This is a genomic window from Mesorhizobium sp. URHB0026, from assembly GCF_054059755.1.
Genome location: NZ_JBSSCN010000001.1, coordinates 4,289,995 through 4,315,743 on the forward strand (window position 1 = coordinate 4,289,995; position 25,749 = coordinate 4,315,743).

33 protein-coding genes and 1 tRNA gene are annotated in these 25,749 nt (G+C 59.9%); 6 read left to right on the forward strand and 28 right to left on the reverse strand.

Annotation, left to right across the window (positions count from 1 at the left end; translation table 11 throughout):
• Positions 1–113 precede the first annotated feature (113 nt).
• Both ACVWWD_RS20955 and rpiA read right to left on the reverse strand, forming a co-directional pair.
• Entirely contained in the window at positions 114–728 is a 615-nt protein-coding gene (locus ACVWWD_RS20955) for a DUF2059 domain-containing protein (RefSeq protein ID WP_023773725.1), read from the reverse strand.
• A complete protein-coding gene (gene rpiA / locus ACVWWD_RS20960) occupies positions 715–1,446 on the reverse strand; it encodes a ribose-5-phosphate isomerase RpiA (RefSeq protein ID WP_352574028.1) in 732 nt (243 codons plus the stop codon). Before rpiA ends, ACVWWD_RS20955 begins: the two co-directional genes overlap by 14 nt.
• A gap of 253 nt (positions 1,447–1,699) precedes the next feature.
• Between rpiA and ACVWWD_RS20965 the strand changes: the two genes are divergently transcribed.
• From ACVWWD_RS20965 to ACVWWD_RS20990, 6 genes are all read left to right on the forward strand, one after another.
• Positions 1,700–2,383 (forward strand): phosphoglycolate phosphatase, encoded by a 684-nt coding sequence (locus ACVWWD_RS20965; RefSeq protein ID WP_352547161.1) that lies wholly within the window; start codon positions 1,700–1,702, stop codon positions 2,381–2,383.
• A gap of 138 nt (positions 2,384–2,521) precedes the next feature.
• Positions 2,522–2,596: transfer RNA gene (locus tag ACVWWD_RS20970), tRNA-Val, on the forward strand.
• A gap of 117 nt (positions 2,597–2,713) precedes the next feature.
• Positions 2,714–3,091, forward strand: a complete 378-nt coding sequence (locus tag ACVWWD_RS20975) for a hypothetical protein (RefSeq protein WP_457103304.1) — start codon at positions 2,714–2,716, stop codon at positions 3,089–3,091.
• Between the two features lies 1 nt (position 3,092).
• Positions 3,093–3,374 (forward strand): hypothetical protein, encoded by a 282-nt coding sequence (locus ACVWWD_RS20980; RefSeq protein ID WP_457103305.1) that lies wholly within the window; start codon positions 3,093–3,095, stop codon positions 3,372–3,374.
• A 204-nt stretch (positions 3,375–3,578) separates the two neighbouring features.
• On the forward strand, positions 3,579–3,782 hold the full coding sequence (locus ACVWWD_RS20985; protein WP_457103306.1) for a hypothetical protein: 204 nt from the start codon (positions 3,579–3,581) through the stop codon (positions 3,780–3,782).
• 218 nt (positions 3,783–4,000) lie between these two features.
• Positions 4,001–4,204: a hypothetical protein gene (locus tag ACVWWD_RS20990; protein ID WP_457103307.1), complete on the forward strand. Its 204-nt coding sequence runs from the start codon at positions 4,001–4,003 to the stop codon at positions 4,202–4,204.
• Between the two features lie 160 nt (positions 4,205–4,364).
• Here the strand turns inward: ACVWWD_RS20990 and ACVWWD_RS20995 are convergent, their stop codons facing one another.
• From ACVWWD_RS20995 to ACVWWD_RS21120, 26 genes are all read right to left on the reverse strand, one after another.
• A complete protein-coding gene (locus tag ACVWWD_RS20995; RefSeq protein ID WP_457103308.1) occupies positions 4,365–5,570 on the reverse strand; it encodes a helix-turn-helix domain-containing protein in 1,206 nt (401 codons plus the stop codon).
• A gap of 47 nt (positions 5,571–5,617) precedes the next feature.
• On the reverse strand, positions 5,618–6,055 hold the full coding sequence (locus ACVWWD_RS21000) for a hypothetical protein (RefSeq protein ID WP_457103309.1): 438 nt from the start codon (positions 6,053–6,055) through the stop codon (positions 5,618–5,620).
• A gap of 190 nt (positions 6,056–6,245) precedes the next feature.
• Positions 6,246–6,800 carry a hypothetical protein gene (locus tag ACVWWD_RS21005; RefSeq protein ID WP_457103310.1) on the reverse strand — a complete coding sequence of 185 codons (555 nt, stop codon included), beginning with the start codon at positions 6,798–6,800 and terminating at the stop codon, positions 6,246–6,248.
• On the reverse strand, positions 6,801–7,319 hold the full coding sequence (locus ACVWWD_RS21010) for a hypothetical protein (RefSeq protein WP_457103311.1): 519 nt from the start codon (positions 7,317–7,319) through the stop codon (positions 6,801–6,803).
• Entirely contained in the window at positions 7,316–7,819 is a 504-nt protein-coding gene (locus ACVWWD_RS21015) for a hypothetical protein (RefSeq protein WP_457103312.1), read from the reverse strand. The genes ACVWWD_RS21010 and ACVWWD_RS21015 overlap by 4 nt, the downstream gene beginning before the upstream one ends.
• Positions 7,820–8,069: 250 nt before the next feature.
• Complete coding sequence (locus ACVWWD_RS21020; protein WP_457103313.1) at positions 8,070–8,315, reverse strand: hypothetical protein; 246 nt, start codon at positions 8,313–8,315, stop codon at positions 8,070–8,072.
• Positions 8,312–8,692, reverse strand: a complete 381-nt coding sequence (locus ACVWWD_RS21025) for a hypothetical protein (RefSeq protein WP_457103314.1) — start codon at positions 8,690–8,692, stop codon at positions 8,312–8,314. The genes ACVWWD_RS21020 and ACVWWD_RS21025 overlap by 4 nt, the downstream gene beginning before the upstream one ends.
• Entirely contained in the window at positions 8,692–8,895 is a 204-nt protein-coding gene (locus ACVWWD_RS21030; RefSeq protein WP_457103315.1) for a hypothetical protein, read from the reverse strand. Before ACVWWD_RS21030 ends, ACVWWD_RS21025 begins: the two co-directional genes overlap by 1 nt.
• The gene (locus tag ACVWWD_RS21035; protein WP_457103316.1) at positions 8,895–9,581 is read right to left on the reverse strand and encodes a glycoside hydrolase family 108 protein; all 687 of its coding nucleotides are present in this window, start codon (positions 9,579–9,581) and stop codon (positions 8,895–8,897) included. Before ACVWWD_RS21035 ends, ACVWWD_RS21030 begins: the two co-directional genes overlap by 1 nt.
• Before the next feature lie 24 nt (positions 9,582–9,605).
• Positions 9,606–12,065, reverse strand: a complete 2,460-nt coding sequence (locus tag ACVWWD_RS21040) for a hypothetical protein (RefSeq protein ID WP_457103317.1) — start codon at positions 12,063–12,065, stop codon at positions 9,606–9,608.
• Positions 12,066–12,317 (reverse strand): hypothetical protein, encoded by a 252-nt coding sequence (locus tag ACVWWD_RS21045; RefSeq protein ID WP_457103318.1) that lies wholly within the window; start codon positions 12,315–12,317, stop codon positions 12,066–12,068.
• Positions 12,318–12,531: 214 nt separating this feature from the next.
• Positions 12,532–13,653 (reverse strand): hypothetical protein, encoded by a 1,122-nt coding sequence (locus tag ACVWWD_RS21050; RefSeq protein ID WP_457103319.1) that lies wholly within the window; start codon positions 13,651–13,653, stop codon positions 12,532–12,534.
• Positions 13,650–14,384 (reverse strand): cell wall hydrolase, encoded by a 735-nt coding sequence (locus ACVWWD_RS21055; RefSeq protein WP_457103320.1) that lies wholly within the window; start codon positions 14,382–14,384, stop codon positions 13,650–13,652. The genes ACVWWD_RS21050 and ACVWWD_RS21055 overlap by 4 nt, the downstream gene beginning before the upstream one ends.
• Before the next feature lie 283 nt (positions 14,385–14,667).
• Positions 14,668–16,680, reverse strand: a complete 2,013-nt coding sequence (locus ACVWWD_RS21060) for a hypothetical protein (RefSeq protein ID WP_457103321.1) — start codon at positions 16,678–16,680, stop codon at positions 14,668–14,670.
• Positions 16,671–17,981 (reverse strand): hypothetical protein, encoded by a 1,311-nt coding sequence (locus tag ACVWWD_RS21065; protein ID WP_457103322.1) that lies wholly within the window; start codon positions 17,979–17,981, stop codon positions 16,671–16,673. Before ACVWWD_RS21065 ends, ACVWWD_RS21060 begins: the two co-directional genes overlap by 10 nt.
• 326 nt (positions 17,982–18,307) lie before the next feature.
• Entirely contained in the window at positions 18,308–19,159 is an 852-nt protein-coding gene (locus tag ACVWWD_RS21070; protein ID WP_457103323.1) for a tail fiber domain-containing protein, read from the reverse strand.
• Positions 19,159–19,521 carry a hypothetical protein gene (locus tag ACVWWD_RS21075; RefSeq protein ID WP_457103324.1) on the reverse strand — a complete coding sequence of 121 codons (363 nt, stop codon included), beginning with the start codon at positions 19,519–19,521 and terminating at the stop codon, positions 19,159–19,161. Before ACVWWD_RS21075 ends, ACVWWD_RS21070 begins: the two co-directional genes overlap by 1 nt.
• Positions 19,522–19,598: 77 nt before the next feature.
• Positions 19,599–21,020, reverse strand: a complete 1,422-nt coding sequence (locus tag ACVWWD_RS21080; protein ID WP_457103325.1) for a hypothetical protein — start codon at positions 21,018–21,020, stop codon at positions 19,599–19,601.
• A gap of 32 nt (positions 21,021–21,052) precedes the next feature.
• A complete protein-coding gene (locus tag ACVWWD_RS21085) occupies positions 21,053–21,697 on the reverse strand; it encodes a phage adaptor protein (protein ID WP_457103326.1) in 645 nt (214 codons plus the stop codon).
• Positions 21,697–22,278, reverse strand: coding sequence for a hypothetical protein (locus tag ACVWWD_RS21090; RefSeq protein WP_457103327.1), 582 nt, complete (start codon positions 22,276–22,278; stop codon positions 21,697–21,699). Before ACVWWD_RS21090 ends, ACVWWD_RS21085 begins: the two co-directional genes overlap by 1 nt.
• Complete coding sequence (locus ACVWWD_RS21095) at positions 22,268–22,447, reverse strand: hypothetical protein (protein ID WP_457103328.1); 180 nt, start codon at positions 22,445–22,447, stop codon at positions 22,268–22,270. Before ACVWWD_RS21095 ends, ACVWWD_RS21090 begins: the two co-directional genes overlap by 11 nt.
• On the reverse strand, positions 22,444–22,596 hold the full coding sequence (locus tag ACVWWD_RS21100) for a hypothetical protein (RefSeq protein WP_457103329.1): 153 nt from the start codon (positions 22,594–22,596) through the stop codon (positions 22,444–22,446). Before ACVWWD_RS21100 ends, ACVWWD_RS21095 begins: the two co-directional genes overlap by 4 nt.
• Positions 22,593–23,027: a hypothetical protein gene (locus ACVWWD_RS21105; RefSeq protein ID WP_457103330.1), complete on the reverse strand. Its 435-nt coding sequence runs from the start codon at positions 23,025–23,027 to the stop codon at positions 22,593–22,595. The genes ACVWWD_RS21100 and ACVWWD_RS21105 overlap by 4 nt, the downstream gene beginning before the upstream one ends.
• Before the next feature lie 52 nt (positions 23,028–23,079).
• The gene (locus ACVWWD_RS21110; protein ID WP_457103331.1) at positions 23,080–23,475 is read right to left on the reverse strand and encodes a hypothetical protein; all 396 of its coding nucleotides are present in this window, start codon (positions 23,473–23,475) and stop codon (positions 23,080–23,082) included.
• Positions 23,476–23,489: 14 nt separating this feature from the next.
• On the reverse strand, positions 23,490–24,584 hold the full coding sequence (locus ACVWWD_RS21115; RefSeq protein WP_457103332.1) for a N4-gp56 family major capsid protein: 1,095 nt from the start codon (positions 24,582–24,584) through the stop codon (positions 23,490–23,492).
• Between the two features lie 157 nt (positions 24,585–24,741).
• Positions 24,742–25,686 (reverse strand): hypothetical protein, encoded by a 945-nt coding sequence (locus ACVWWD_RS21120; RefSeq protein ID WP_457103333.1) that lies wholly within the window; start codon positions 25,684–25,686, stop codon positions 24,742–24,744.
• Between the last annotated feature and the right edge of the window lie 63 nt (positions 25,687–25,749).

The window sequence follows — 25,749 nt, forward strand, 5'->3', positions numbered from 1 at the left end:
GCGGCTCCTTGAACGCCAAAATGCGACTGACAGGTAGGCCGCAAACCGTCAAAAGAAAAGCCCGGACAAGCCGGGCTTCACAGATGGCCGCAAGGCCGTCGAAAAGATCTCGATCAGTTCTGCGTGCCGTCCGCGGGCGCAGAACCGTCGGCGGGGGCTGCGCTATCCGCCGGAGCAGCACCGTCCGCGGGAGCGGTCGCATCGGCGGGTGCGGCCGGCGCCTTGGCTTTTGCCGCCGCAGCCAGAGTCTCGCCGACTTGCTGGGCGAGATCGCGCGCTACGCCGTTCTGCCAGATGTCGGCGGCCTTGACGAGGTCACGCGTCACGGTCGGGCCGCTGTCGAGCAGCTTCTTGCCGGACTCGGAGCTGTAGAACGCCGCGATGTCGGAGAGCTCCTTTTCGGAAAACACCTTCGCATAGGCAAGAGCCGCTTCCTTCTCGAGATCCGCACGGCGCGAGGCCATCGCCAGTGCCTTCTCGTTGATCGTCTTGCCGATCAGTTCCTGCATGTCAGGGTTCTTCTGGATAAGCTGCGATTCGAGCGCCGCGGCGGCCTGCGGCAGGATGTTGTCGAACGGGTCGGTCGCATGGATCGCGGCGACCGCGGCGCGTGCGGCCTTCAGATGCGATTCCGTGACGTCCTGCGCGAAGACAGGCGAGGAGAACGCGAAGACGGCCGAAGCCGCCACAAGGACGGAAAGACGGCGAACCCGGTTATGCAACATCATGATCGGTAGAACTCCCTGGTTTTCGGGCGGCATGGACAGTTTGGATACCGTCGCCGCCGGCGATGATGGCCGCTGACGCCAGCCCGATGAAAAGACCATGCTCAACCACGCCAGGAATGGCGTGGAGAGCATTCGAAAGCGCTCTTGTATCCGGAATGCGGCCAAAAGATGCATCCAGGATAAAATGGCCGCCGTCTGTAACAAAAGGCTGGCTCCCCGTCATCCTCAATGTCACCGCACCGGAAAGGCCGAGATTTCCAGCCGCCATGGTCACGGCGATCTCGGTCGCGCGCAGGCCGAACCGGTTGACTTCGATCGGAAGCGGAAACCGGCCGAGTGTCTCGACCATCTTCGAACGGTCGGCGATGACGATCATGCGCTGCGAGGCCGCGGCCACGATCTTCTCGCGCAGCAGCGCGCCGCCGCCGCCCTTGATCAATGTCAGTTCCGGGTCGACCTCGTCGGCACCGTCGACGGTGAGATCGAGCTCGGGCGTTTCCTCCAGCGTCGACAGCGGCACGCCGAGTTCGCGGCACAGCGCGGCAGTGCGTTCAGAGGTCGGCACGCCTGTTATGGTCATGCCGGTGGCGACCTTGTCGGCAAGCAGCCGCACGAACTCCTCGGCAGTGGTGCCGGTGCCGATGCCGAGCCGCATGCCGTCGCTGACGTGGGCAAGGGCCGCCCGCGCGGCCTCGACCTTCAATAGCCTCGCATCCATGCTGCTTTGCTGCCCCGAAACCGAATGCATGTCGCCCAAAATGACCTCGGCTTTGGGAAAACGACATGCATGAAAGATAAAGACCAGAAGCGCGCCGCATGAGTCCGTTCGACGCGACGCGCTTCAGCGTTTTCGGCTCCTAGCATTTTTGCAAGCCGGGTCAAAGCCCTTGGGGCCGTCTCGCCGGTCTGCTTGCCTTAACGCGTCGCAGCCGCTATCGCCTGCCCATGCACAAACCTGCGCAGGATGGATCATGACTCGCCCGATCATCGTGTTCGACCTCGATGGAACGCTGATTGACACGGCGCCGGACCTGCTCGACAGCCTCAACCACAGCCTAGCGGCCAGCGAACTGTCGGCAGTCGACGAAGCGGGCTTTAAACGCTTCGTCGGCCATGGCGGTCGGGTGATGATCGAACGGGCGCATGCCGCGCAGCAACGATCCCTCAAGGTCGAGGAGCACGACCGGCTGCTGAAACTGTTCCTCGATCACTACACCGACAACATTCCGGGCAAATCCCGCCCCTACCCCGGCGTGATCGAGGCGATCGCCCGTTTTGAGAAGGCCGGCTATCTGCTGGCCATCTGCACGAACAAATACCAGGCCAATTCGCTGGCGCTGATCGAAGCACTCGGCTTGACCAGGCATTTCGCGGCAATTGCCGGGCAGGACACGTTCGCGTTCCGCAAGCCCGATCCGCGCCACCTGATCGAGACCATCAAACTCGCCGGCGGAGATCCGCACCGCGCCCTGATGGTCGGCGATTCGCAAACCGATATCGACACCGCCAAGGCCGCCGGCATTCCTGTCGTCGCCGTCGATTTCGGCTACACCGACCGTCATGTGCGCGAGTTCGAGCCCTCGGCGGTGATATCGCATTTCGATGCGTTGACACTCGATCTGGCGCAAAGGTTGATCGGCGCCGCCGCACTCTGAGCGCCGACGATGAAAACTCTACGGAACGGGCCTTGGCGAGACCGCAAATCCGATCTGTGTGACAACACCAGACGCTGCCTTGACTTAATGGGTCGGCCTCCCTTATATCGCGGCTCGCTTGGCCTTCGGGCAACGAGCGGGCGATTAGCTCAGCGGGAGAGCACACCCTTCACACGGGTGGGGTCAGGTGTTCGATCCACCTATCGCCCACCAAGCGTTTTCAAGCGCTTGACCGAAACCCATCCAAAAATGGAAGTGGTTCATTTGAACCAGCACTGGGCGATTGTCCCGGTTTGTTCGCCTGACGTTCTCAACCAATAGGAGAAGGCAATGAACGATAAAGCCATGGCATGGATCGTCGGCGACGACACCGGCAGTTCATCGAAATTGATTTGGGCTGTGATGATGGGGCAGAAGTCAGACCGTTGGGGGTCGCACCCGTCCGATGGCGGCGACTTAGGCCGATGCTTGCGGCTTCTGGCGTTAGCCCCAGAGTGGAAAGAGCGCATGGCAGAGTTGGCGGCAATCTCGCCATATTGGGCCGCCCTTGTCGAGCATTGGCCGCGCCTAGAGGCGACGATGGCAGATGAGACGGGCGCCGGCTTCGATCGCAATAAGCATACGCCGCGCACCTATAAATTGATGAAGGAAATCCTGGACCCGATAGAGAAAAAGGATGCTGGCGTCCCTTCTACCTACGGAGCTTGAAATGAATGAGATGATCGAACGTGTTGCGCGGGCTATCTGCAAAGAAAGCGGCCAGCCGTGGGAAGCATCCACGGTTGACTACCGGGAGATTTGCATTGGATTCGCTCGCGCTGCTATTGAGGCCATGCGGGAGCCGACTGAGCAGATGACTAAGGCCGCTTGTGTGGAAGCGGACAAGCACGGATACTATCACACTCGCGGCTACTTCGACGTTGAGGAGGCGGAGTATTCGTGGCGAGCCATGATCGACGCCGCCCTGTCGCCAGCCTCCGAAGGAGCTTGAAATGAATGAGCGATACGCGCCACAAGGAGCAATCTGGGTGTGCGGAGCATGCGGCAAAACTGCTGCGGACCGCTACGGCATCCAAGGCCAGCATAGCCCCGGCTGGGATGAAAGTTGCATGCTGAATGCCGTCCTCTGCCATGAGACAAAGGGTTTCAGCGACAAAGGCGAGTATGGTTGGAAACCGATGATAGCCGGAGAGAAATGATGGACTGGAACCCGATTGAAACCGCACCCCGAGACGGCCAGAAAGTCCGCTTGAAGGGCGATGACGGCAAGACCTTTCGTGGCGAGTTCAAGGATCCGCACTGGTGGATGATCGCACCGGGCGCTCGTATCGCGGATGGCCACCTGTTCCACGATAACGGTGAGATCATGCGCGCGCTCGAATGGCAGCCGCTTCCGTAACCCACCCCCTGTTCGCATTGGCACCGGGAGAGAATGACCGGGCGCGGGGCTGAGACGCAGGCTTTGGAAGGGGAAAGATCGAGGCGGGCGCAGACTCGAACTGCGCTCGATAACCGTCTTTGTTGTGGGAGTTGAACCCACGCCGACCCGCTAAGGCATCACCATGCCGCCTCATGATTTCTATAGCAGAATCCATCGCGAAATGATAGGATTTTCGGATGGAAAAAGATCTTGACCTTGCAAGACTGCTGGCAGAATCGCGCAAGCGCGTGGCTGCAATGAGCTCTGAAGAGCTATCCGCTATGCATCAGGCGCAGCGCGAAAGCTGGGCGCGATCGATCACCGAATGGCCAAAACCGAAATTCGACTGGATTGACGGCGTGAAGGTCTATGCCTCTTATGAAGATTACTGCAACGACTAGCGCTCAACTTCCCAACGAATCGTGCTCGGAGCCTGGATTAAGAACTCGATCAACTCGATGAGGCTCACCTCGCCTATTTCCACGCCATCGAAGACAAAAGTTCTGACTGGCGTCCTGCCATCTTCAGCGAGAGTGACACGGATTGCCATCTTGGGGCTGCTCATGCAGCCACCGTGAACCGATCGACCTCGCCCCGATCCTTGTGCAGCGTAATCGAGACCATATTGCGCGGGCTCTGGTAGCCTTCTCCGGCGTGCCAGGCATCCTTGGCGGCAAGCGTGTTGAAACTCTCCGCACGAAGGCCACGGAGCGTATTCACCGACAGGGATTTCTCATTGTGGACATGCCCGGTATAGCCGTATCGAAACCGGGTCTTGCCCCACGCTTCAGGCCAGTTGGCAGCCACGAAGCCGGCCATGTCGCCCATCTTGAGCATGTCGCCGTGGGTCGCTGCGATCATGCAGGAACCGTGCTGGCGCATATAGAAGCGGCTGGGGCTGGTATCGACTGTCACCCGCTCATTGGCCCGGAAGTGAGCAGAGACAGCCACAGCGAGCATCAGGCTGGATTCGGTATCGTGATTTCCGGGGGTCTTCCGGTACTCGACAAAATCATGCTTTTGAAGCGCAAGTTCGATGCACTGGATCACCAGTTCGAAGCCGAGCTGCACGACCTTTGCATAGCGGGAATCGACATCGAGGGGGTTGTTCGAACGTGCCGTCTGGTTGCGGCTATTATCGGAGTGGAAATAATCCCCAAGATCCAGCACCACTGCGCTCCGGGAATTGGCAGACCGGGCGACAAGACTGTCCATGCTGGAGCGCAACAGATCGGCCGCAATCTTCAGGTCATAGTCGGCGCCGGTCTCCTTGGCCCATGAGAACATACCAAGATGCAGATCGGCGATCGGATAGACCGTGAGGAGATCGTCATTGGTGAAGTCTGGCGGCGGGATCAAAGGTGCCGGGGCGTAGCCCTCAAACGCCGCCTTGATCGCATCGGACAGAACCGGGCTATTGTCCTGCTTTGTTTTCACCCATTGCTGGATAATGCGTTCGTCAGGCCCGATAAGGGCAGAGACGCCTTTGACGATATGACCGTCAGGGATTTCAAAGGGTGCGCCTGGCTCGGGAACCTGCTTGACCCAAGCTTCACCCTCCTTGCTGGAGATCGACCGGATGACAAAGCCCGGTTTGGTTGGTGCGGGGCCGAGATATCCGTATTTCGTTGCAGCCTTCAGGCGACGGTAGAATGAGCTTTCTTCAACACCTAACGCCTTTGCCGCTTCCCGCTTTGAACCGTGATGACGCCGGAGCGCTTCCACGGCTTCGATTAGCAAATCTTCGCTGAAGCTTGGATTTGGCATGTTACCCCGCTGTATGCTGGTTATTCGGGTATTGTGTCGTGCGGCTATTAGGGGATTGAGATTGCCGGGATTTCTGGCGTCTTGGGTGGCGCCGTGTCGCTCTGAGGATGCTCGCCTTGATAGGTGACGCCACCTTCGTCGCCGACCGTGGCCTTCACGCCGCCCTCGCCGGCAGTATCCTTGGCGTTCTGAAGCTGATCAGCCTGGGAGTTGCTGTAGGGCAAACGGTAATATACCGGGGGCTTGCCGCCCTCTTTCAGAAGCACCCATATCCCGACATTCGGGACGATATCAGCACCGACTACCGTATATGAGCCAGCAGGCGGATGAGTGAAGCGCGGGGAGCCTGTCGGGAGGTAGACGGCAAGCGCGGCAACGGCCACGGCAATTGGCAAGGAAAGGCCGATAACTCGCCGTTTGGCGAACCAGGCGAATGTGCAGAGCAGGACCGCAAGGCCCAGCCAAGTCGATGCCAGTAGGGTCATTCGGCTGGTCCCATCCACCAAAGGCCGACCGCGCTGAAAATCAGGCAGGCAGCAAAGAATACGAGGAAGGCGAGCGCGGCCCAGATCATTTGTCGTTCCGCTCTAGGATTTTGCGGATTGTGTGAACCTCATCGGCGATGCAGCAGAGGATGAAGATCGCCACGAAAAGCAGCAGAAGCATAGTGTTCTCCTATTGCGCCGAGCGAAGTGGCTGATAAACTTGGGATTGCGTGCCGGGAACGATCATCCCCTTGCCGTCCAGCGTGAAGCGGACGACAGTTCTCTCTTGGCGAGGCTTCAGGTCTAAGTTTGTGGAGACCAGCAGCGAGCCGTTCAGCGAAACCTCGATGTGGATGGTGGCGGTTTCGGGAAGGCTGTAGCCATGAATGTTGACCACATATTCCCCTGCCGGTGTAGCGCGGGCAAAGGCGCTCTCACAGTTGATCGGAGAGACATCGTTGACGATGCCCATGTCATCACGGAGAAGCGCCCACACGGTCCCCGATTTGCGGCTGTAGCCGACCGACTTATCGCCGGGAGCGCCCAGCCAGAGATCCACGTCAGTTGGACCAGGCGCCCAGCACATCAGCACCGCGATATTGCCGGGAGGTGGGAGCGTGTCGGGGTTCTTTTTCGCTGGCGGGTTCATGCTCAGGAATACGACAACCAAAAGCCCGATCAGCAAATTCCCGAACGAAAGCAGTTGGTCGATATAGCCGAAAGGCCAGTCGCGGTGATGACCCATCTACATGGCTTCCAGTTCAAGAAGCTCCATTTCCGTGTAGAGCATCATGGCGTTCAGCGATGTCCAGATGTACAATGCGGCGCCAATGATCGTTGACCCGAAGGACGTGCCTGCGCCCGCCATGACGTGCGCGATAAGGCTCTGCCCGCCATCCGCAGACCCAATCGATGCGGGGTCGATGCCATGGAACATATACCTGATGCCGATGCCGTTTCCGATGATGCTCAACATGAAGACGACGCCCGTAAAGATAACGAGGTGCTTCGACTTGATCATCAATGCCCGGATGCTCTTGAGCCTGCCGTTGGCCGTGTAGTCGGCTCTGTAGCGGATTGCCTCGACCTTGAAAGCAATGCGAAACGTTGAGGCTAGACCAAGCAGGAACAGGCCGGCCATAGCTTCAGCCATATGGCCGATGTCGCCATCGATAAGACTGGTGATATAGCCTAGCCAGTAGCACCAGACGAGTAGGCAAGCCCCGGCAAAATTGGTCACAAAGAGGCGGTAAGGGAGGGTCATTGATCAGCCACCGTGGTCGGACAACGCGGCAGGAGCAAATTGGCGGGGATAAGTAAGAGCGTATTTTGTTCATCGCCCTCGGTCGCAGAGGGGACGCGGACGCCTTGCAGATACCGGCGCAACGGAGCGGGCAATTCCTCAAGCCATGAGGTCCACAGCTTGCGGGTTTCCCTGATGGCCTGCTTTGTGCGCACGGCTTTGCCGTCCTTTAGATCGAATGGCTTGTGGAAGGCAAAGATGGCGCCCTCATCGGCACAGGCCCTTATCCCGGTGAACTCGGTAAAAAGCACAATGGTGCAAGCGCTCGCACACATGCCGTGGAAGTGGATCTCCGTACCGGCATCAGAGAGCGCTCGGTATTTCCTATAATATTCCCCAACGCTTCCGCCTGGATCGTCTGTGATGTGAACGACCTGCATGGAGCCGGCATGCGGATCGACTGCGGCAGAGACTGGGACGCTATAGAGCAACGCGGCGAGCAGTGCGACTAGGCGGATCATGGCAAAAATCCCATCGCGTCAGGATGAAGTGCGATCGTTTGGCAGACAACTCCAACGACGATGAGAGCAGACGCAATACCCATAACGCTAAGAAGAACAATAGCAGGCAAGTTCTCTTTCATCTCAGTCCACCTTTGTTTGAAAAGATGCCAAGCGCGCGTTGATTTGCTTGTAAAAGTGTCGTACCGTTCTTGCACAAATGCAAACGAAACCGTAGTTTTCCCCACGGAATATTAGCGGTTTGTGCTATTTACGGTTGCTTGAACCAGGCAAGGATCTTGGAGATGCTGTCGGAAAGCATCACAAAGCCAACGAGTACGCCGAACAGGCTTATGGCCAGCCATTTAGTGACCTTGCCGAAGCCTATGATCATGCGGATGATCGGGAGGCCCGCACTGATGGTGGCAATATCTTCGCGGGTAAGCTCAGAGAGGAAGTCTCGGGTTTCCTTGGGAAGGTCGGCGAGACGTTCGGCAGGCTGCAAATCTTCGCTCATTTCTTCAGCCTCGCAAGGATGTCCGACCCCGCGCGGCCGATGAAAAGGGACGTGACGATCCAGCCCATCCACTGGTCAAGCGGAGGCGGCAATGCGGCAACGGACCACGATTGAGGATACGCGCAGCCTCGGCACCAAAGGACCGAATAGATGCACACCGCTGCAAACCAGATTCCCGCCGGCACGACAAAGAACAGGGGGAAGAACCACTGCCTGGAATTGGCGATCGAAACCTGAGCCTGAACGTATTGGTTCACGGCGTCAGTCTTGATCTTTTCCCGGTCTGTGATGGCATCGCCATGCTTGTCGATCGAGGTCAGGATTCGGTCGAGAGGACCGGCTGTCAGCCAGTTGAGGACAAGACCGAGGAAGGCCATCACTTCGCCCACCCGAAGCGATGGGCGAGCCAGTACCAGGCTTCAGATGCCCCAGCCATTGCAAGGCCAAGCCCCGTTTCCAAAGCCATCTGGATGTCGGGGTCCGCAGAGAATGCCGAAGCATCATCCGAGCCGATCAGACCGCGCGTGACGAGGACGCCAGCGGCGTAGCGGAGGGCAATGCGGATGAGAACTGCGGTCATCAGAATATCCCTTGGATTGCGGTGACGATGTGATGCCAGAAGCCGGCGAGTGCCATGGCAACTAGCGCAACCACCGTGACGGCTGGCGCAACCTTGCTGGGCTTGGTGGGCAATGGCTGCGGTTCACGCATGGGAGCGGTCGGCGCTGGCTTCTGCGGCGCTGTGGCCGCTGGTTGCCCTGCCATAAGCAGCGCGGCAAGCCGGACGCTTCTCACGCGGTCGGACCATCCCTTGCCAAAGGTGTCCCAAGTCGGCAGGCGCTTGAGAAACGCAAGCCGCAGATCGCACAGGCTGTTGATGATTGCGGATGTGGGGCGAGCCTTGAGCGCCTGGAGCGTGGCACTGCCGATCTGGCCGTCCTGCGGGGCGCCAACGGTCATTTGTAGGTATTTCGCTGCCCGTCCGGGGCCACTGTTCACCGCGAAATCGAACACGGCATAATCAACACCGTCCGGGAGAGCGGAGGCGTTCACGGCGTCCCAATAGAAGCGCTTGTAGCAGGTCGCTAGTTGCTCGTCGGTGATATGGCGCAGATCGTCCTTGGTGCCGTTGGCCTGCACATAGCGGCGGAAGTTAGCCAGCGTGACGCCATTCATGGTGGCGCCACCAGGATCTTTCGGGTTGTCGCTCCATCCGCCTTCGGACTTGAGGACAAGCGCAAGCGCCCGCGCGAAGTTGCGGTCCATGGAATTTCCTTTCGGGGGGAATTGTTAGGCAGCAACGCCCTTGATGACGTTGTAGTTGATCACCGGGGCATCCGTGGCCGTGCCGCCCGTCGTGAAGAACGTGACGTTGAAACTGCCCGCCGCCACCGCTGTCACGATGAAATTGTAAAGGTTGGTGCCGGACTTCTGGCTAAGAATGATGGTATCGGTAGCGGCCACCGTGGAATTAGTCACCGTGAACGTGGCGGCTGTTGCCGAGCCAGCCGCCGAGAACATCGTGACCCCGCCGCTCGCCTTGTTGAGCGTGACGCCTGTCGTGCGGCTCGTAAGCTGCGTGACAGCGCCGCCCGCGCCTGTCGCATAGCCGACGCCACCCGTCCCCGTCGATAGGACCGCTCCGGAGAAGGTCAGAACGCCTGTGGTGTGGGTCACGGTGTAATTGCCGTTTGCCCAATTGATCACGCCGCCAGTGGCAAGGAACAGGTCTGACCAAGAGACCGTAGCCGAGCCTAGAGCCGCCGCATCATTGGTGAGCGGGGTAATCGACTGCGCGAAGGTCGTAGGCGCTGCCACCGCGAAGGTTGTGCCGATCGTGAAGGCTGTAACGTCAGCGCCGGCCACCTTGCGAACTAAGTTGATTTGCGCCGCGAATGTCCCCAAGACAGGGTCAAGCAACGTCCCGCTGAAATACGCACCGAGGGTCTTAACGCCCAAGCTGGTGTTCCAGTAGAAGCCGTAGACCGGGCCCCCATCACTCACTGCCGGCGAGGCGCTGTTGCGGTATCCTTCAATGAAGGGCCCATTCCCCGCGCCCGCCTCGGTGCTTTCGTAGGTGACGACGCTGCCGAACGCCGCTGCCGTCGTGAACTTCACAAGTTGATTGAACACACCTGGCGTGTTGCCCGCGCCGAATGTCCCCGTCCCGGCGTCGGTGATAACCGCCGTCACGTCGAACTTGTTGTTCCAGTCGATCAGCGTGCTGCTGACGCCCGCGCCGATTTGGATGTGGCCGGTGTTGCCGATGGCGATGTCATTGTCAGAGATACTGCTACCAGTGCCCGACGTGTTGAGCCGGATCGAATAGTTGGCCGCCGTCTGTCCGAGGCCGACCATGACGGATGTCAATGGCTGGATGGTGTTTCGAGAGATGCGCGTATTCGGGCACGCCTGAGCGAAAAGCAGGGCGTTTGTGGTCCCGGTATAGCTGCCGAGATAGGACGGGGTTTCCATCCAGTTCGAATCGACAATCGCGCCGGTCACGTTCAGGAGGTATACGCACTCGGAGCGGGCTGTGATGTTGTTGTTGCGGATGACAAGCTGGCGCGCGCCGGTCTTGAGCCCATTGACGAAAACGCCAATGCCTGTGCCGTTGATGGTGTTTTCGAGAAGCGTGATGCTGTCGCCGCCATCGAGGATCGAAAGGCCATTGGCGAACCAGCAACGCCGGAATGTGCAGGAGAAAATGCCGACCGTTGACCCGGTGCTGTCGAAGTTTGCGCCGCCGGCCGTGCCGGATGCATAAACGCCGTCCAGAGGCCAGTTCGAAAGGTATTCCGAGCCGGTCGAGGCGTAGTTGATGCCATAGAACGCCCCTGCATCCGTCGAGATGGCGGAGAAATTGAACAGCCCATACCAGGTGTTGTTGTTGGCGATGACGGTTGACGGCACGATGCTGATTGCATGGCCGGTGTCGCATGTGATGCCAGACGTGAACGCGCTGACGCCATGCAGGCGCAGATTGTTCGAAACCAGGATCGCCGCGTTCGTCGGATAGAGTTCTGGCAGATACAATTCGCCGACGAAAAGCTGTGCGACGTTGACCGCGCATTGCAGCGCCGTGACGTTCGCCGCCTTCGTCGCGCTGGCCGAGGCACCGTAGAACTTGGCGCTGTGGCGGTCAAAGGACCGCACCCACGCGCCGGACGCCGCCGCAATCGCCGTGGCCTTGATATAGATGCCTTCCGAGGTGTCGGCCGCGACTTGCGTAGAATAGTCGGCCGCGAGGAACCGCCATTGCGAACCGTCGAACTGCGCAACCGTGTCCTTAGTGGTGTCGAGGGCCTTCAACGCGGCGCGCGTGGCGACATAGGGTCCAACTGAAAGCGTGGTGCGAACGTCTTCCGCAGCCGTCTTGGTCAGCAGCGAGCGGCCGAACGTGGTTGTCGTCAGCGCAGCAATCGCCGTCAGATCGCTATCGAGAGGCTGGTAGGCAGCGGCAATGCCGGCCGAATTCAGATAAGCGGATGGGTTGACCGCAGACCATGCCGCCAGATTGGCGGAATAAGCCTGCACGTCAGTCCCGATCACGAGGCCAAGATTGGTGCGCGCGCCAGCCGCAGTTGAGGCACCTGTGCCCCCATCGAGAACGGCAACATCGGTCCCGCCAGGGATGTAGAAGCTCGCCGTTGTACCCTTGCGGCTGTTTCCGCCCTGAACGAGATAGACAACTTCCGTACCGGTAAGCGGGGTCGTCGCGGCAGTTAGAGCGGAGTTGGTTTTGCTCATTTAATAAGTCCCTTCGAGCAGCAGAATGCCGCTCTCGTCGCCTTCGAGGAGGAGAAAGCTCAGGCCGAGGCCGTATTCATCGCCTTCGAGGAGCAGGCCGGCGCCGACGATGTCGCCAATGACGCCAGCGATCACGTCGATGATCTGCTGGAGCGGTGTGTGAACGAGCCGGCCAGACTGGTACAAAACTAGCCGAGTGTCGGCAGCGTTGGTGATCTCGTCAATTGCTGGTATGTTGACGAGATCGACCATTTGATTGCCTCGATGGGGATTGAGACGATGAGCCAAAAGTACGCCATGGAACCGTTGCCGATCACCATGCCGCCTTGGTGGGCTTTCTGGCGGCGCCCCGAGGAGTCGTGGCAAGTGCGAACGGAGTATGGCGCTCTTGGGCCTATGCCTTACGACGCGGCCCTTGATGCCCTGGATATGGTTGTCAGTGGGCTATACGGTCTGCGAGAAGCCGCTAGGCCCATGCCCTCGCGACCAAACCCCAATTGGCTAGGGTAATTGCAAAATTGGCGCCGGTGTCGGGCCGCATGATGAACAAACCATCCGATCCCACGCGAACGAGTAGGTTGGTCGAAGTGGGAACGATGGAAAGGCCGAAATTGCTGACGCCATCGTAGGACGGATTAGGGTGCACTTCATCCCCCGTCACGTATCCACCCTGTGCGGTAATGCACTGGAGAACGACCATGTACAACTTCGGCTTTGCGCCGAGGCCGTGCGCCACAGACACTAATCCGCCGAGGGACATTGCCTGCTGTGAGCTTTCGTACGACTGGGTAAAGGGCAGTGTTGTCCAGACTGGCGCAGTTGCTCCGGCATTCATCAGCAGAGCTTGGGATGCCGTACCCTTCGCGCGGCGCCCCCATGTCCCCGCTCCCGTGGCGTAGATGATGTCGCCAGCAACCGCCGTGCCGATGGCCGCAAGAGCTGTCAGGGCAGACGAGAGGGGCTGATAGACCGTGGACAGTGCCGCCACAGCCGCCGTGACAAAAGCCGTGGAAGACACCTGCGTTGTGTTGGTGCCTGGCGCCGCTGTTGGGGTGGTCGGCGTTCCCGTCAATGCGGGACTGGTGAGCGATTTGTTGGTGAGTGTTTCCGAGCCGGTCAAAGTCGCGAAGACGGTCAAATCGGCCGGTGTCGGGTTGACCAGCAACCACCCGCCTGCCGCGCCATTGAGCGCCTCGGAATAGTTGACCAGATAGACGCCGTCAGCCTGGATCTCCGCTCCGGTAAGTGCAGAGTCTCCCGCAGAGGTCATCTTGCGAATGGATTTCGCGCCAATACCGTTAACGTTGAGCGTAGCCGCAGTGGTATTGTCGGATGCCGCGCGGAAAGCCAGAAACCTCCCGTTGACGTTCGTAGTGAAGGCTGAATTGGTCGTGACGGTCAGGGCATTGGCCGTGCCGGCCGCGACCAACGCGCCTCCCATGTCCTTTACCAGTTCGGCAAGGCGTCCCATGATTGCGCGGGCGCTGTTGTTTACGGTGCTGGGAAACTGTCCTTCCGCCCAATTGATGCCTGAATCGGAATTGGAATTGCTGGCCGGGGTCGTGCTCCAGTCGAAAATCGAGCTCATGCCATTCTCCGTCCAAGCAGCATCTGTGCAAGCTGGTTTGTGTTGCTGGTTGCCTTGAGCAGGCCGCCTGCCTGTTCTGCGGATGGACCGCCGGGGAAAGGACCGGGGCGAAGCCTCGGCGCCTCGGTAGCCTTGCTGAAAAGCTCACCGGCCTTTGACAGACGATTGCCGATCGGGCTCTTGTCGTCAGCGAAAGCATATTTCGCGACGTTTGGATCAATGCTGTTGTCATGGGCCATCATCGGCGGCGACATGCTGCCGAATGGGGCTGGTGGGGCGTAGGCTTCCTGCCCCTTGGGGCCGTCTGGACCCGGCGCCGCGCCCGCGAAGGGGCTGCCGCTGGTGTTGTCGGTGAAGTAATGGTGCCCGATCTGGAGGGAATTGTTCGGGTTCAGATTGCGCGCCCAAGAAGCTGAGGATGCCCCCGGATTGGCGTAGTAGAGCGCGCCATGCGTCGGATCGTTCGCAAGGCTGCCGCCAGCGAGTTGCTGCGCGACGGCCAGCGCTTCCGGGCTGGGGTGTGGCGACTGGCCCTGGAACTGGTTCTTGGCGAGCGCCTGGGAGATCGGGTCGCTGCCATAGCCTGAGAAGTTCTGTTTTGCCCGGTTCTGGATGACGCTGGCGACAGCTTGGAGGCCCTGCGGCCCCTCGCCACCCGCCTCGCCCTGGAGGATCGACGCCAGCGTCTGGAGGTCGCTCCCGAGGTATCGCGGTGTGCCGACATAGGACATGGGCAAGCCTCAAAGAAAAAGGCCGCCTACTTGGCAGCCTGTGCGTTAGTCGCTATTTTGTGCGGATGCAGATTGAACACGACCGGGATGAGCCGCCGCGCGATAGAACCGGGAACTGGATTTATTGGGCTGGCGCGGGACTGGTTGCGTCCCTGTGGACGGTCTCTCTAACCACAGGGACTTTAGACTGGCCTTCCGTGAGGCTGGGGGCCTTAACGGGCGGCGTTTTTGTTATCATCATGACGGCGATCACCAAGGACAAAGTGCCGCCTTGGATGAGGCGCTAATTACCTGCAAGAGCCGGAACCGCTCCAGCCGAAGTGAGGCGAGTAAGAACCGAGCTATAAACAGCCCGGCGGCTTGCGTCCCTTAGATTGCTGTTGGCTCCTGCGCGCAGCAAAGCCTGAGCCGCTACCGGGTCCGTCTCCATCAGCGATCGAGAAAGCCGGGTGAGCACGGTTGGGGGCAGTCCTCGCGACTCGTTAAGCGCTTTGGACACCGCCGAGATGACGGCAGCAACAGGGCGGCCCTGCATGAGGTTGGTCATGATCGATGGATCAAACTTGTTCAAGTCCGCCGCATCGGCAAGGTTGTCAGCCGTCTTTGACCCACCTAAAGCGGCGTTAGATGTCTCAAACATCCTTTGTTCGCGCGCAATGCGCGTTCCCAGTTGATCGGCGCGGCCCGGTGCTGCGAATGCCGGGAATTCCTGCCCCGTCTTTTCCGTGATCAGAGGGCGCGCCTTGTTCGTGGTTGGCGACAGCGACGACGACTCCACTTTGGCAATCATCGGGTCCGCGTAACCAGCGCGGAAAGCATTCTGTTCATCCGGGGATAGGCTTCCGAACGTCTGGATGTTGTCCGCCGCGCGTGTGCGGCCCGACGCAGCACCGCTGCCTGTATCCACCGCGTCTATTACCCGGCTTTGAGTGCGGAAAGTATCGTTCGCTTGGCGATACCCCGGCGATGCCCCCTCTAGCGCGCTATCCAGTTGATTGTTGATTTGAGACAACAGCCTGACCTGATTTCCGCGACCCGAACGCTGCGCGACTGCGATCTGATCTGCAATGTCTTGCTTCGCGCGAAGGACTGAATTGAAATCAGTAACCTGGGACTGGCCGTCAGTGAGAAGCGACCTCGCGCGCCTGATTGCTCCCTCCATGCTGTCATCGGCAATACCGGAACCGGGATTAGCCAATCTCGTAACGCCCGGAGTCAGAATGTCGTTCGCGGCATTGATGGCGCCCGATACGTCAACAGGACCGGCGCCATTTCTTGCCGCTGCATAGTTTGCATCAGCAGCCGCTGATCGGGCACTCGTTAAACTGGCCGCTCGCTGGGCAGCCGTGTCCGGCGCCGCGAAACCTTCGGAGAGGGCGTTGGCTAGACGATCGCCCTGCCCCATTTGGCGCTGCTGAAGCGTCTCGATGAGGGCCTGCCTGCCTTCGTGTGGGTTCCTTGCGGCCGTCGAAAGCATGCGCTGACCGGCATTCCCCATCGCATCTGCAATGGCGAACATGCCTTGTCCATCCGCCTGCGCCGCTCTCAGGGCCTGGGTTATCTCGGCGTTGGTTCTGCCCGATCTCCTCATCCCCTCTACGAGCGCTTTGCTGGCGTATTCTTCTGGTTGCAGGCGAGCCATTAGAGGGGCTACTAGCGGCTTGGCGGCGGCGGACACGCCTGCAACCACATAAGGCATTGCCCCGCCCGCGACGGCACCAGCCCCAACTCCGGCGGCCGCGCCCTTGAGCCGATCGTTTATATCTCCGTCAGCAGATCCAGCACCATAGGCCCCGCCATACATCGCTCCATCCAGCGCACTGCCAATGGCAACTCTGCCAAGCCCGGCGCCGCCACGGGCCAAGGTTGTTCCTACGCCTGCACCGCCAGTAGCAAGAGCTTGCGCCACGCCGCCACCGATTTGACCGCCAAGATAGGAGCCTGGGTTTTGTTCCTGCGCGTTGCCCGCATTCGCGCGCATCTCCTGCAAGACTTGCTCGCGCGGGTCGCCCGAAATAGCACTGCCGAGATAGGAAGCCAATTCATCGCCGAACCCGAATGTAGCCGAGTCCGACGCGCCCATCATCGCGGAGCCGCCCATGCCGTATTTTGCTGGAGAATAGGCCGGGACGTTACTGACTGACGCTGAATTTGGGCCGCCCGAAGCCATAACAGCTTTGGCGCGGTCCAGGCCCGCCTTGCCCCGTGCGTTGGCTTCTGCAGCTGATTGTTCGTCAGCCCTGCGGGCAGCCTCCGCTTCGGCTTCGGCGCGCAGCTGCTCTAGCGTCATTGCCATAGTTTGCGCGCCTCCGGTGACATATATTTCCAGTTTTTGCCGGTGTAAGAGGGGGGCGGGGCGTCACTAGACGGCGTGGACGTAGCGGATGACTGCGGCGCCGATGGCTGAACTGCACTCGGCGCAACTCCGCCGCCGGCTTGGTGCTGAGCGCGGGCCACCCCGGTCTTGATCACGTCCTCAAGGTCAGTAATGGCCTGCAAGTAATCCTGGTCGCTCAGGCGCTGGTTGCCCAGCCGCGAGATGGCATTCGTCGCCTTCGCGCCTTCGATATCCGTAATGGCGCCACCTCCCTTGAGGGACTGGAACGCTTGCAGGAATGTTTGCCCTTTGGTCTGGTCCACCAGTGATTGGAAATCGACCTGATCAGAGGTTCGCGACGGGAGCATTCCCTGAAAGAAGCCGGTCGAACCTTCGCGACCGGGGTGGTTCTTCATCTTGTCCAAAGTGTCGAGGATCTGGTTTGCGTTCTGCTCGACGCGCGGCAGATCGAAGGCAGCAGCACCTTGTGCCGTACCCTGCGCGGTTTGCGACGCTGCTCCGGCGAGGTCTTTCGGAATCCGTCCCACCGGCTGGCGGGTAATGGGGTCAAGCAATATCCATTCCGTACCAGCATCGAGTTTGATCGGTGTCTTGGATAGCGTTACCCCAGGAGGCATTTGCGATTTGACGACTTTTCCATCCTTGCCGAGCTGTAGAAGCGCCGGGTTGCCTTGGTCATCAACTCCAAACTGCGGCTGAAGACCAAGTTCAGCATTGCCACCCCTTGCCTGTGGGAGATTACCCGTCAGGATGAAATCACGGCCATCCGGCGAATTCGGGTCAAGGCCGTACTGTTGAGCCGCCTGAGCCCGCTGGTCGAAAGCGGTTGCCCCGCCGCCGCCTTGGGCGCGCTTCAGCAGGTATTGCTGCAAGGCCGGCTTGCTCGACGCGAACATGGTCGCTGTGCCCTCGTCCATGCCCTGCTTTCTCAGCCACGAAATGGTCTGGTTCTTGCCGGCATCCTGCGGATTGAGCAGATTGGACAGAAATCCACCGATACCACCGCCCGAAGGGGGCGGTGCTGCCACAGGCGGGGCCGCTGGAGCGCTTTGGGGCATCGGCTGGCCTTGCGGAGCCTGCGGGGGCACCGCCTGCTGTGTCGCCTGCTGGCCCTGCGGTGCGGTGAGACCCTGCAAGAGAGCAGCCGGGTTCGCGTGGTCGCCAACCTGCGCTGGCGCACCAGCCATGGCAAGCTGGTTCGGGGCCTGTTGAGACCCACCGGGGTTCAGCAGCGAGGCGAGGATTTCCTGAAGGGTCATGCTGAAGCCCTAACGGTTTGAGCCGCCGCCGTGGACAAATACCGGCGGCCTTGCGGTTGTCGGCTGAGCGAGTGGCTGTGCTGGGGTTCTGGCCAGCATTCTTGCGCGTGTAGCGGCCATAGCCTGTTCCGGGCTCGGCATCAGCGAAGGTCCGTACTGCGGCGCCGCGACCTGCGGGATCTGTGCTGGCGAGGTCGGCGCAACTGCCGGCTGATTGTTGGCGAATAGTTGCGCAAGTCCAGTGCCAAGCCCCTGCATGGGTTGCTGGCCGGGGACCTGCGTCGTTCCCTGACCGCCCTTATCCATCATACCGATCATATCGCCACCTATTTGCCCATGAGTGCGCCGACACCGCCAAGCAGACTGCCAATATCCGTTGGTTGCCGCGCGGTTGCGACCTGAGTGCCATAATTACCGGCCGATCCCGCAGCCGCAGATTGCAACAGGCCCAAGCGTGTCCAGTCCTGGTTGTCCTGCGCGTACCAATTCGCGACTTGATCAGACAACTGCTTCTGCGCTTGGGTATCGAGGATATTGCCGGCCTGTAACGTTGCCCCGGCCCCGGTAAGTTTGTTCTGAAACTGCTGCTGATCCTGCTGGCCCATCGCCTGGGTTGCCTGCAAGCCGCGATCGAGGCCGGCATTGCGGGAACTGTCCATCATGCCGTTCGCGGTTAGCATGTTTGCGCTGTCGGCGTTGAACTGGTCCCTGAGAGCGCCGGAACGAATGCCGCCGAGCTGGTTTGTCAGGACATCAGTGTTTGCGCCCGAGCCATACCGCCCGGCCCCGGAAAACTGGCTCTGGACCTGTGCCGCCGTCTTGTCGAGTTGCGGTTGCAGTGCAGCGTCGAAATACGGGTTGCCGTTCTTCAGATACGACCCGTTGGCCATGTCGCCAAGGTTCTGCTCCGAGTATGACGGTGCGACCGATGCCGCTCCAATCCCTTGCAATAGCGGCCTTGTGCCGGCGGTGTTTGAATTCGCGCCGGCCTGAGCCAGTTGATTGACGCCGCCCATCGTGGTGCCGGAGAGGCCGGCGACCGTATTGCCGGTATAGGTGTTGCCACCAGAGCCGGAATTGTAGAGGTTGCTCGCCTCGGATGCCGACTGCTTGAACAGCGGCGTTGCCCATTCCGGGGGCTTGTTTTCTGTCGTCTGTTTGCTCTCTTTCGAACCCATCAGACTGCCCCCCCAATGGGTTTGCGGAATAGAACCATGTGCTCTTTGTAGCCGTGCGCCAGGAGAGGCCTGGTCCAGCCCTTACGGGCCAAAGTGCGAGCCTCGGTGCAACCGTTCTCGACGCCCCATTTTTCCAACTCGATGCCGAGCGGTACAGTAGTCGCGCCCTCGTCCCCGGCCAGCGACACGACAAGCAGGTTTTTCAGCCCCGTTGCGTCATTGATCTGGATTTCGGTCAGGACGAACGAAACGAACTTCTCACCCTCAAGGATCAGCCAAAGCTGTTTCTTGCCGGCAATGATTTCCTGTGCGAGGTGGAGAACCGTTATGTCTCTCGGAAACCGATCGACCAGCTTGCGCATGGCCTTGGTGATATCTGCTCCATAGGGCAGCAGTTTTTCAGCCGGCCATGATGTCGTGTTGTGGACGCTTAGAGCCATTATCTCTGCCCAGCTGGAGCGGATTTGATGTCTACGCCTTGAGCATGGGTCCAGACGGTGGCCGCCGGTATCCTGACCTTGAAGCGATGATAGCGGGCGCGGCTGTTCTTCCTCGCAATGCCCGTATTGGTGGATTGCGCGGCTTCAGTGCTCCAGACGAAGTTGTCACCGCGCCGAAAGCGCTTGCCAATCGACATAAGTGCGGCAGCAGTATCGATCACCGGGAGGATCGCATTGACGCGCGTGACCATCCCGGTCGTGTCGCCCATCTCCTGGGTCGTTATGCGCGCTTCCTTGGCCTGGCCATTGAAGAAGCCGAGCCTATAAGTGCTATCGAAAGCAGCAAGAACCGGCGCCCCGCCCTGCCAGACCTTCGAATCCAGCGAATAGGGCAGTGCGTCGAGCGTTCCAATCGCGTCGAGCCCTTCAAGCGTGTACCCGGCTGTAGCGGAGGGGAAAATGCCGACGTTGACATGTTCGGCGATCGTCCACTTAAGCAATTGCCAGTCATAGACCAGGATGTTGGTGTAGGTGCCGCTGCCGGTCAGGTCCATCGTCAGGTAAAAGCGGGAGTAGAAAGGATCGATCGCCCCAACCATAGCGGCAATGTCCGATGATGCCACCTGCCCGAAAATGGTTCTGCTGACACGCTCGAAACCGATATCGGCTATCGAACCATCCGCCCCCATCTGGAAAATAGAGCCTTCGTCAACAAAGAAGGTGACATCGCCCCGCGATGCTATCGAATAGGGCGATTTCGCCCCTCGCTTTTCGTGGATTTTCACAAACGAGAAGATGATGGACGAGCCGGGGACGAAGGTGCCGAGATAGATCGCCCTCTGGAGGATGATAAGCGGGTTTGTCGCCCTCGATGAGCCTTGAACCGCCCCACCTTCTGGGAAATCCTGATAGTCGGAATTGTTCGTGCCTGGCGTCCAGCCATGGATGTCGTTCAGCGCCGACCAGTGGACACGATTTGCATTCGTGGAAAGCTGCTCCAGAAACAGGAAGTCGCCGCATGCCCTGACAAACGATGCCCTCGGCGGCGAGCCGGCTAGATCGATGAAGTTGGTGGACACGCCGAGCTGGAATTCCTGCGGGTTGTCGTTGATATTGACCGCAACCACATAGTCGCCATATTGCTCGAAGCACCACCTGGCGTCCGTGTTTGCACTATAGGTGGCGGCAACCTTGGTGACATCGGTCCATGTCAGCGTCGTGTTGTCGAGCACCCAGAGCTTGGTAGCCGTCCCTGCGAAGGTCGTGACCTGTCCAGCAGAGCTTATGGCCCTGAAATAACCAAAGGGCGCCGAAGCCAATGCGCTCGTGAAGGCCACGAAATCCGGGAATGGGAGATACGATGCCGTCGAGCAAAGCACATTCATGACATCATCGGTGTAAGCGGCGTTCAGATTGGCCACATCGGGGCGGTATTCCGCGAAGGGAACCAGCATTAGAACGAAGTGGGCTGGATCTTGCCCCTCCCTGCCCTGGACGCCGTTTCAGCCGCCAAAGCCTCGTCCTGGTCGCGCCAGTCGTTGAGCGCTTCAGCGGCCGGGCCGGGGTCTTTTAGCGTATCCTTGCACAGGATATATTTCGCCCGCGCCTTGATGAGGTCGAAGGCTTCCGTCAGCCATGCATTGGTGTCGGCGGAACTCACCAGCGGTGCCAGACGATAGAGGCCCAACTGAAGCCTGATCGTGTAGACCTGCGCGCCAGGGACGGGGTAGAGGCGGATTTGCTGGTTGAAATACGTCCACCAGAAGGGTTGGCCAGTCGCTGCATTGTTGTCGGCCAGCAGTTCCAGTTCCTTCGGGGTCGAGCGTTCGAGCTTGAGGCGCTGGCCGTTGCTGTCTTCGGAATAGACCGCTTCAATGCGGATCAGCGTCGGGATGTTGGCATTTGCGGCTGATGTATACCATTGCTGCCCGTTGACGGTCACAAAGGTCACGTCTCGCGTTTCGTTGAAATAGTAGGTCGTGCGCTCGCAATAGCGCTGCGCCGCCTGTACGGCCTTCAGGATGCCTGCGCCGTATTCGTTGGTGGTGTCATCGATATCGTCAGCAATGGCGCTGGTGAGGTCGGCAAGTGTTGTCATTACTTCGCCTTCCCGCGCGGCTGGTTGACGGTTGCCTTGATGCGATCGAGGATTGCAAGCTGTTCGGGCGAGAAGGCTTTTTCAGCGTTCGGCCACTGCGAAAAGACATAGGCGCGCATGTAAGCCGGGATGCGGTCCGTACTGGCCCACTCGTTCATAGGCCGGCGCTCGCCCTCGTTCTGGCGAGAGTAGCTGTAGTCCTGCCTCAGCCGATCTTGGCCCTGCGGCGTATCGAATGTCTTGGCGAATGCCTGATAATCGCCGCTAAAGGCCGGGTCAGTCTTCACCAACTGGTGCGAGACGACATCAGCGGCCAAATCGCGCGGCGTGGTGTTCTGGTCGAAAACCTGCACTCCAAACTGGTCGAGAGGCAGTTGCGATGGGCGGGGATAGTCGGGCGCCCCCGGTTCTCCTGCCGGCCAAGATTCCAGCATGTTGCCATCACTGTTGGCCGTTGGCGAATTCACAAAGCCCATGTTGAGATTATCGAAAATTCTCGGATATTGCTGGCGAGCCAGCCCCATCAGGTCAGTCGGGCGGCCTTGTGGCGACATAGAGCCGAACACATGCTTAGGCGCCATCGCCCGGCGCCTTATCCTGAGCCCATGCAATGGCCTCGTCTGCGGTTTGGAAGCGCTCATAAGCCCATCCCTTGTCGGTCCAGACACGAACCAGGGTCTTGCCGTTCTTGGAACCGAGATCGGTCGTGCCGATAAAGCCTAGATCAATGAGCTTCTGAACAATGGTCATTTTGCTTCCTTGCAGGCACGAAGATGGAAGCCGACGCCCTTGCCGATGTGCTTGCCGCACTTCGGGCAGACGCCTTTGAGGGCGGGCGCAGCTTTCACCACGTCCGCCTTCTTTGGATCTTCAAACGAGATTTCAGACCAGTCGGTCATGCGATCTTGAAAATCGTGTAGGTTGAGGCAGCGGTGCGACGAACACCGAAGCGGGCAGATGTGCCGGTTGCAACAGCAACGAACGCATTGCCGCCATCGGTCCAACCGGTCGCCGTGGCGATGGTGAAACCGTTTGCGCCAGTAGCGATGACCGAGAACTCGAAGTAGTCGTTCACCTGAAGAGCGGGATAGAGCGCAATGAAGGCTGCTTCGAGCAGGGCGCCGGTATCGAGCGTAGCGGTGACAGCCGCAGCGGTCGTGGAGGTGACAATGCCGCTCAGGATCATTGCCGCCGTCAAGGTGCCGGTGGCGTTTAGCGTGCTGCCCGCCGCCTGCGTGAAGATCGGCGTGGTGCGTGTGTCCCTGAACGCGCCGAGCGACTCGAAAGTCGCCGCCATGTTCTGGGCGGAAGTGTCGGTACCTGAAGCCATGTGATTTTCTCCTTATGGGAAAGGAGGGGAGCCGAAGCCCCCCTCACATGCCTCAGTTGTCGTTATCGACGGTGTATTCGATCTCGAAATCGACAGTGCCGGCCGTGGGCGTACCCGCGACAACACCAACGATGACGGTATCGGCTGACATATTCAGCGTACCGGTTGCGATCAGCGCGACCGCGTTGCGGCCAGCCGTGGTCAGCGGAGCGCCCGCTGCGGCGAAGAAAGCCGCAGGCGAGGCCGCCGTGCCAAAGCTGACGGTCGGAGTACCACCCGACATCACCGTGCTGGCCATGGTGTTGATGCGAAGGATGTTCGCACCAGCGGGCAGCGTGACGATGTTGTAGGTGGCGTTGCCGCCAGCGCCCAGAACGCGCTTGCGTGCGTAATGGACAAGCTGGTTCTGGGAGCGGCGGGCCGTAGTAGCAGCGGTGTTGGTAGCCATGGTTCTGGCCCTCCTTAGCTATGCGCTGCGGCGTAGGTGGCCACGACCACGGTGCCGAAATCGACGGAATTGAAGATCGTCTTTTTCATGCCCAGGATGGTCTTGGCCGCCAAGCCGAGTTCGCGGTCATAGTCGAAGGTCTTTTCCACGGTGGTGTACCGGGTCGGACCCTTGTTCATGCCGAAGCCGACGACACAGGCTTGCGCGCCCAGCAGAACAGCACGGCGAACCGTGGTGATCTCAGCCGAGGTCGAGCCGTTGACACCGGTCACAACATGCTCCGCTTCGCGCAGGATCACGTTGTTGTAGACGCCGAGCGCGCCCGAGAAGATCGGGTTGTCGTTCGAGCGCCGGCCGGCGGCCTTCTGGATGTCCAGCCACTGGCCCGTCGAGGTGTTGATCCGGAGATCAGTCACCTGGTAGGGATGCAGGTACATCACATAGTGGTTGGTGCCGTCGATCTTGATCGGACGAATGCGCGGGTTGGCGACCTTGGCCGCTTCAACCGCCTTGTCGATCAGGGTCAGATCGAAGACGTTGGTGGAGATCAGGGCCTGGTCGGATGCCTGGGCGCCAGCGCGGATGATGCGCGTGGAGCTCGGAGCGACCGGGGTGTTGTGGCCCCAATGGACGGCTTTCAGGGTGACGGAGTTGCCCTCGAACTGAAGGGTCGGCGCCGTGAAGCCACCTGCCTGGATGAAGAACATCATCGAGAGGCGATCGCCATACCAGTCGGCAAGACCGGAAACGGCCTCGTCGCGCAGGGAGAACGGAACGCGCTGCACGTCGATTGTGCCTTCGTTCTTGACGCGGACAGCGTGATCAAGCTCGTTGATCAGGATCGAGTCCGAGTAGGTCGAGAGGGCTTCTTCATTGCCCTCAAGCGTCTGGCCTTCGGTAACACCGTCGCCGATAAGCTGGCGGCGCAGGCCAAAGGTGACTTTGTCGCCCTTGCCCTTCTGGGTTTCGGATTTCAGCTGGATGATGCTGTCAGTGGAAGTCCCGATCAGTGGCGCAATGGCAGTAGCCTTTGACACCTCAACCGCGAGCTTCTTCGACCACAGCTTCACCGCCAAGGCGTCGTTGACGCCATAAGAGGTCACGCTCATGGAGAAAGTTCCTTATGTGGGGGGATTTGCGGGTTTGGTGCTCGCGATATCGCTGCGAGGCTGGGCGAAAGCGGGCTGTCGCGCCGCTGATCGTGCCGGGCTATCGTGCCGGCCGCCGAAAGACGTTGTAATAGCCTCGTCTGTGGGCTGATGGATATCAGGCCATCATCTTCTTGAACTTCGCGGCGTTCTCAGGCTTGGCCATCCAAACCGCGAATTCCTGCTCCGGCATGTTGGCAAGTGCCTCTGCCGTCATTTCGTCGCCGCCGGCATTCCCAGGAGCAGCGCCAACCGTGCGATTGGCTGATTGTGCCTTGTCGAGCTGGTCGATCCTGGCATTGAGACCTTCGGGGCCGGCATTTAGCCCACCTTCCGGCTCCGGAGCCTTGGCAGCGTAGCCGTAGCCCTTGGCCAGTTCGTAAACCAGTTGGGCCGGAGACTTCCGCTGCTGTGCGGCGGCAATGATGATGCCCTTCAGTTCGGTCTCGATCTGGGCGTTGCGGGCTTGCGGCGTGGTGAACCTGGAATCAACATTGGAGAGCGCGGTCAGCTGCTTGTCGCGATAGTCGGACAGCCACTTGGCGGCGTTGCCGAAATCAGGGTTTTCCTTGGTGTAGGTGGCGGCGTCCTGCTGCCAATAATTCCAGACCTGGGCTTCGCGTTGCTGTTCCTGGGTTTGCTGTTCCTGCCGCTGCTTGGTCTCGTTGGCGGCTGTCTGCTGTTCAAGAAGCTTGTCCTGCGTCCATTTCAGGGCGGCAAAGACATCGACATTGGGATCTGGCGGCGTTTCGTCCTTCGGTGGCTGCTGTTGGGCCGCCTCGAACCAGCGCATGCGCTCGTCCATGGCGGCACGGAACTCGCGAAGCTCCGAAAGCTCAGCCTTGGTCTTCTTGTGTTCCTCGCGCTCTGCATGGAAGGTCTCATGCGGGACCATCTTCTGCTTGACGCCTTCGACGGCGGCTTGCGCTTCCTTGTCCGGCGCCTTTTCAGTAATCGGGGCAGGTTCGGGGATGTCCCGTTCGCCGCCGCTTTCGAGGATGGCGGACTCTTCAGCAGTCAAAGCATCCGGCTCAAGGCCGGCGTCAAGTTCGGTCGGGTCCATTGTTCACCTGTTTTGGCTGTATCGTAGCCAGCGAAGCCCGACTGTCGCGCGGGCGGGCGAAAG